Raw genomic sequence first — 6,361 nt, 5'->3', positions numbered from 1 at the left:
CCGGCGGCGGTCGGCAGCGGTCGGCTGCGCTCAGCGGAGGTCGATCGCCGTCCACGACACCGGCGGCAGCTCGATCGTGAGGACGCCGTCCGCGAGCGCCGCGGTGGTGTTCGCGGACGGGGTCACCCGGTCCTGCTCGGCTGCCGTGTTCTTCGCGTACACGTCGGCGTCGGCGAGCGTGACCGCCTCGGCGACCCGGGTGGACCCGAGGCCGCGTACGTCGATCGTGATCTGGGCCGCCTCCCGCTGGTCGCGGTTGACCAGGAACACCGCCGCCCGGTCCCCGTCGACGGTCGCGACGGCGTCGACGACGGACGCCTCGCCGTGGCGCGCCGTCTCGTACACCGGCGAATCGATCACGGGCCGGATCACCTCGCCGGAGGCGAGCCGGCTGGTGATCGAGAACGGGTGGAAGGTCGTCTGCCGCCAGGCCGGGCCGCCGGGCTCCGTCATGATCGGCGCGATCACGTTCACGAGCTGGGCGAGCGACGCCGAGGTGACGCGGTCGCTGCGCTTGAGCAGCGTCATCAGCAGGTTGCCGACGACCACGGCGTCCGCCACCGTGTAGACGTCCTCGAGCTGCCGGGGCGCGTGGCGCCACTCGGTCTCGTCCTTCTGCGACTCCTGGTGCTCCTTGAGGTACCAGACGTTCCACTCGTCGAAGGAGATGTCGATCCTCTTCCTCGAGCGCTTCTTGCCGCCCACGTGGTCGGCGGTCGCGACGACGGTGTCGATGAAGAAGTCCATGTCGACCGCGGAGGCGAGGAAGGAGCCGAGGTCGCCGTCGAGCTCCTGGTAGTACGCGTGGCAGGAGATGTAGTCGACGTGCTCGTAGGTGTGCTCCAGGACCGTGCGCTCCCAGTCGCCGAAGGTCGGCATACCCGACCCGGAGGAGCCGCAGACGACCAGTTCGAGGTCCTTGTCGGCCGTCTTCATCGCGGCGGCGGTCCGGGCGGCGATCTTGCCGTAGTCGTCCGCCGCCATGAAGCCGGTCTGCCAGGGGCCGTCCATCTCGTTGCCGAGACACCACATCCGCACGTTGTGCGGTTCCGGCGTGCCGTTGACGATGCGCAGGTCCGAGAGGGCCGTGCCGGACGGGTGGTTGGCGTACTCGAGCAGGTCCAGGGCCGGGAGGATGCCCCGGGTGGCGACGTTGACCGCGAGCATCAGCTCGGAGCCGGTGAGCTTGAGCCACCTGGCGAACTCGTCGAGGCCGACCTGGTTCGACTCGAGCGAGTGCCAGGCGAGGTCGCGGCGCACCGGGCGCTTGTCGCGCGGGCCGACCGAGTCCTCCCAGCGGAAGCCGGAGACGAAGTTGCCGCCCGGGTAGCGGATCGTCGTACTGCCGAGCTCCCGGACGAGTTCGACGACGTCCATGCGGAACCCGTCCTCGTTCGCGGTCGGGTGCTCCGGCTCGTAGATCCCGGTGTACACGCAGCGGCCGAGGTGCTCGACGAACGAGCCGAAGGTACGGCGCCGGACGGGGGCGACGACGGCCTTGCGGTCGAGCTCGATGTGGGCGCGGGGCATTGCGGTGGTCCTTCCTGGGGCGGCGCGGCCGCGTGTGCGGGGCGCCGCCACGGTGAACGGGGCCTGCCCCTGCCGCGAGGGACGCGGCAGGGGCAGGCATGGAGCGGTCCGGTGCGGATCCCTGCGGGCTCAGCCCTTCACGGCGCCGGTCAGGCCGCCGACGATCTTCTTCTCGAAGATCGAGAAGAAGATCAGGGCGGGCAGCATGGCCAGCGAGGTGAACGCGAGGATCTTCGCGGTGTCCTGGGAGTACTGCGAGGCGGACAGCGCCTGCACGCCGAGCGGCAGGGTGTAGTTGGCCTGCGAGTTCAGCACGTACAGCGGCAGGAGGTAGTTGTTCCAGCTGCCGAGGAAGCCGAGGATGCTGACCGTGACCACGCCGGGCGTCGACAGCGGGATCACCATCCGGAAGAAGAACCCGAGCCGGCTCGTACCGTCGATCGACGCGGCCTCCTCGAGCTCCTTGGGGATGGCCTTGAGGAACGGCACCAGGATGATGACGGTCGTCGGCAGGCCGAACGCGATCTGCGGGATGATGATGCCGAGCAGATTGTCGATCAGGCCCAGGTTCTTGATCATGATGTACAGCGGCGTGATCGCGATGACCAGGGGGAACATCAGGCCCGCCGCGAACAGCGAGTACATCGCGCCCTTGAACTTGAACTCGTAGCGCGCGATCACGAAGCTCACCATCAGGCCGAGCACCACGATGCCCGCCGTGCTCGCCAGACCGACGGCGATCGAGTTGGCGAACTGTCCCCAGAACGTCTGCGTCGAGAGGACGTCCGTGTAGTTGCCGACCGACCACGGGCTCGGCAGCCCCGACGGGTCCGTGGTGAACTGCGAGTTGGTGCGGAACCCGCCGAGCACGATGAACAGCACCGGCGCGATGCAGGCCGCGATGAAGAGCAGCGCGACGAGGTAGGTGAAGGGGTTGCCCCACTTCTGCTTGACCGGGTCGCCGCCACGGTCGGGGCGCCTGCGCCGTGCGATCCCCGTGAGGTTCGCGGACTTGGCGGTCGTCGCGCTCATCGGTCGCCTCCTTCGGTGACGGCGCCCTGCAGGTCACGGCGCAGGACGAAGCGCTGGTAGAACAGCGCGACGATCATCGAGATCACGAACATCACGACCGCGATGGCGCTGCCGTAGCCGAAGTTGGCCGCGTTGCGGCCCTCGGCGACCATGTAGATCGCCATCGTCGACGTTCCCGCGGTTCCCGCGATGTACGGACCCCAGATGATGAAGACGAGGTCGAACAGCTGCAGCGATCCGATGATCGACAGGAAGCCCCAGATGCGGATCGTCGGGCCCAGGAGCGGAAGCGTGATGCGGCGCTGGATCTGCCAGTAGGAGGCGCCGTCGATCTCCGCGGCCTCGAAGAGCTCGTCGGGTATGGACTGCAGGCCGGCGAGCATCAGGATCACCGCGAAGCCGATGTACTTCCAGGTGATGATGCCCATCAGCGTCCACAGGGCCAGATCCGGGTCGGACAGCCAGTCGTGCTGCCAGGACTCCAGTCCGAGCTTGCCCAGGAGGTCGTTGAGCGCGCCGTTGGACTGCAGCAGCAGACCCCAGCCGGTGCCGACGATGATCTCGGAGATGACGTAGGGCACGAAGATCAGGATGCGGATGATCGAGCGTCCGCGGATCTTCTGGTTGAGCAGCAGTGCCAGGCCGATCGCCAGCGGTCCCTGGATCACCAGGGAGAGGACCACGATCAGCAGGTTGTGCGTCAGCACCTCGTGGAACGCCGGATCGGTGAGGATCAGCTTGTAGTTGTCGAGCCCCACCCAGTCGGTCGGGTCTCCGTAACCCTTCCAGCGGTAGAAGCCGTAGTACGCGGCGAGTGCCACGGGGAAGATCACAAATGCGAGGAAGACGATGATCGCCGGTCCGGAGAGAATCGCGATCTCGAGTCGCATCCGGGCACGGCCACTGCGGCGGCGTCCAGCCGCTCGCGGTGAAGCCGGGGACGCGGACTTGGCCGCGTCCCCGGCTTCAGGCGTGCCCTGCGACTGACGGCCGGAGGCCGTTTCAGTACCCAGGGTGTCGCTCATGGTTCTTTACTCAGCCCTTCGCGGCGGCCGCGTTGGTGTTCTTGGCGATGTCCTCGGGCGTGCCCTTGCCGGCCATCAGGTTCACGACGGCGGTGTTCATCGCGTTGCCGGCGTTCTGGCCGTACTGGGTGTCGAGGAACATGACGGAGTAGGCGGCCTTGTTGAAGGCCTCCAGCGCCGAGACGTTGTAGGAGTCGGTGACGACGCCCTGGGCCTCCTTGTTCACCGGGATGGTGCTGAAGCCCTTGGCGTACTTCTCCTGCTCCTCCTTCGTGGCGAGCCAGCGGAGGAACTCGAAGGCCTCCTTCGGCGCGGCCTTCGCGACCGAGTAGCCGTCGCTGCCGCCCATGATGGCGCTGGGGTCACCCTGACCGCCCTCCACGGCGGGGAAGGGGAACCAGCCGAGGTCCGGCAGCGGCTTCTTGTCCGGGGTGAGGCCCGCGATCACGCCCGGGTTCCAGTTGCCCATGAGCTCCATGCCCGCCTTGTGGTTGGCGAGCATGCCCGCCGACGAGCCGGCGCCCTGCTGGGCGGGGGTCGTCAGGTAGCCCTTCTGGAACGGCTCGATCTTGAGGAAGTCCTGCAGGGCCTCGCCGGCCTTGGTCCAGCACGGGTCGTCGAACTTGAGCTCGGCCCCGGCCTTGTTGATCGCGTCCTCGCTACAGTGACGCAGGGCGAAGTTGTAGTACCAGTGTGCGGCCGGCCACGCGTCCTTGGCGCCGACGGCGATCGGGGCGACGTCGATCTTCTTCAGCTTGGCGACGGCGTCCTCGAGCTCGGCCATCGTGGTCGGCGTCGACTCGATGCCGGCCTTCTCGAAGAGGTCCTTGCTGTAGTAGATGCCCTCGGGCTGCGTGGACAGCGGGACGGCGTAGACCTTGCCGTCGATCGTCGCGCCGGCGACCTGCGCGCCCGCGTTCGTCTTGTCCTGGTCGGTGAAGGGCAGCTCCTGGAGCTGGCCGGCCTCGACCATGGCGCGCATCTTGCCGCCACCACGCTGGAGGAAGATGTCCGGCGCGGAGTTGGAGTTGAGGGCGGTCTGCAGCTTGCCGTCGAAGTCCTCGTTCTGGACCGTCTGCAGCTTGATGGTGACCTTCGGGTTCGCCGCCATGTACTCCTTGACGGCGGTCTTCCAGAACTCCTCGCCCGGACCGGGGGAGGCGTTCTCCCACACGGTCAGCGTGACCTTGCCACCCTCCGCCGCGTTGTCGTCGGCCTCGCCGTTGCCGGCGCAGCCGGTGGCAGCGAGAGCGATACCCAGGCCGACCGCGAGGGCCGTCGTGGTGCGTGTCTTCCTCGTCATCATGGCAACTTCCTGATCAGTCGTAATCAACGCAAGGAGCGTCAAGGGCGTGCGATAGGTCATGGGCCTGCTGGGTGGTGCCAGGAACTGCGTGCGCGTCGATCCGGGTGATCAAGCGACAGGCTGGTCGTGACGGCTTGAGACCTGATCGCGGCGCGCAATTTCCGTGCTTCCCGCTCCAGGCATGCGGGTGTGCACGTGCCAGGCAGACGGGGGGTGACCGTGAGGGGTGATTTTCGTTACGGAGGGTTGCGATCGCACGAGAGTATGCGCTCGGCGCGGAGCGGCAGTCAATGACTAATGTTCCGAAAATTCCTCGAAACTTAGGAACGGTTGCCGGGTACGTAGCCGAAACATTTCGAAGCCCTCCCTCGATCGGCGTGCAGACCCGCTGGTGGGCGCAGCCTGCGCCTTCCCGCGTCGAGGGCCTGGCCGGCGGGGCCGGGGTCGGCGCCGGCGGTCGTCACGCTTGCGCAAGATCGGTGGTGAATGATCGACCGTTGCCGGGGCATTTCCGGCCGGATGTGAGCGCTAACACCGGCCGGCCCTCGTGTGCGAAGAGCTTCCCACCCTTGCGATTGCTGGCTCCCGCGCCGCCGAAGCCGCTTCCGGTGCAGTCGACGCACGTCTCTTGCTCCGCGAACTGTTAGCGCTCACACTGGCTGCTGGACGCCGGACCGACGCAGGGGCCGTACAGGGGCCACGCTGGGCCGCGCGGGGCCCACGCCGGGCCTACGCAGGGATCCACGCCCACCGCACCCCGGTCCCCGCCGTGGGGCGCCACGGCGCAGGGCCCGGCGTTCCCCCCACCGAACCGGCTTCCCCTCCGGCGCCCGCTCCGGGCGGGAGTCGAAACCTTCAGGAGGCAGAGATGGCACCAGCAAAGGTCTTACCCACGCGCCTGTTGTGGCGATGGCGGCGAGGGACGGTCGCGATCGCCGTCACCGCCCTGCTCGCCGGGCTGTGCCTGACTCTCGGCAGCACCCCGGCGTCGGCCGCCACGGTCGACACCGGCGCCACGTACGTCCTCGTCAACCGCAGCAGCGGCAAGGCGATGGATGTGTACAATCTGGCCACCGGCGACGGCGCCCGCATCGTCCAATGGGCGCGGAACGACCAGGCGCAGCAGCAGTGGCAGTTCGTGGACTCGGGGGGCGGTTACTATCGGCTCAGGTCGAAGCACTCCGGCAAGGTCCTGGACGTCTACAACTGGTCGACCTCCGACGGCGGGCAGATCGTGCAGTGGCCCGATCTCAACGGTGCCAACCAGCAGTTCCGTCTCGCCGACTCCTCCGACGGGTACGTGCGTCTGATCAACCGCAACAGCGGCAAGGCGATCGGGCCGGAGAACGCCTCCACCGGGGACGGCGCCACCATCGTGCAGTCCACCGACACCGGCGCCGGCCACCAGCAGTGGCAGCTGGTCAAGGTGGGCGGCAGCACCACGCCGCCCGGTGGCACGTGTTCGCTC

General features: G+C 67.9%; 5 protein-coding genes. 1 reads left to right on the top strand and 4 read right to left on the bottom strand.

The features are described from left to right. Positions 1-30 precede the first annotated feature (30 nt). From HW445_RS15235 to HW445_RS15220, 4 genes are all read right to left on the bottom strand, one after another. Positions 31-1,530, bottom strand: coding sequence for an alpha-N-arabinofuranosidase (locus tag HW445_RS15235; RefSeq protein WP_180221558.1), 1,500 nt, complete (start codon positions 1,528-1,530; stop codon positions 31-33). A 129-nt stretch (positions 1,531-1,659) separates the two neighbouring features. Continuing rightward, entirely contained in the window at positions 1,660-2,562 is a 903-nt protein-coding gene (locus HW445_RS15230; protein ID WP_180221557.1) for a carbohydrate ABC transporter permease, read from the bottom strand. After that, positions 2,559-3,452: a carbohydrate ABC transporter permease gene (locus HW445_RS15225; RefSeq protein WP_257231082.1), complete on the bottom strand. Its 894-nt coding sequence runs from the start codon at positions 3,450-3,452 to the stop codon at positions 2,559-2,561. Before HW445_RS15225 ends, HW445_RS15230 begins: the two co-directional genes overlap by 4 nt. Before the next feature lie 145 nt (positions 3,453-3,597). Continuing rightward, positions 3,598-4,890, bottom strand: a complete 1,293-nt coding sequence (locus HW445_RS15220; RefSeq protein WP_180221555.1) for an ABC transporter substrate-binding protein — start codon at positions 4,888-4,890, stop codon at positions 3,598-3,600. Between the two features lie 871 nt (positions 4,891-5,761). Between HW445_RS15220 and HW445_RS15215 the strand changes: the two genes are divergently transcribed. Continuing rightward, positions 5,762-6,361 (top strand): RICIN domain-containing protein (locus tag HW445_RS15215; RefSeq protein ID WP_180221554.1); only part of this gene is annotated, 600 nt, incomplete at its 3' end.

The organism is Streptomyces sp. UH6 (genome assembly GCF_013421635.1).
GTDB classification, from domain to species: domain Bacteria; phylum Actinomycetota; class Actinomycetes; order Streptomycetales; family Streptomycetaceae; genus Streptomyces; species Streptomyces abyssomicinicus.
The sequence above is the reverse complement of the archived record's forward strand: the minus strand, read 5'-3'. Positions and strand labels throughout refer to the sequence as shown.

Coding starts and splice junctions, on each gene's coding strand:
- HW445_RS15235 (WP_180221558.1), bottom strand. CDS start 1,530: ATGCCCCGCGCCCACATCGAGCTCGACCGCAAGGCCGTCGTCGCCCCC.
- HW445_RS15230 (WP_180221557.1), bottom strand. CDS start 2,562: ATGAGCGCGACGACCGCCAAGTCCGCGAACCTCACGGGGATCGCACGG.
- HW445_RS15225 (WP_257231082.1), bottom strand. CDS start 3,452: ATGCGACTCGAGATCGCGATTCTCTCCGGACCGGCGATCATCGTCTTC.
- HW445_RS15220 (WP_180221555.1), bottom strand. CDS start 4,890: ATGACGAGGAAGACACGCACCACGACGGCCCTCGCGGTCGGCCTGGGT.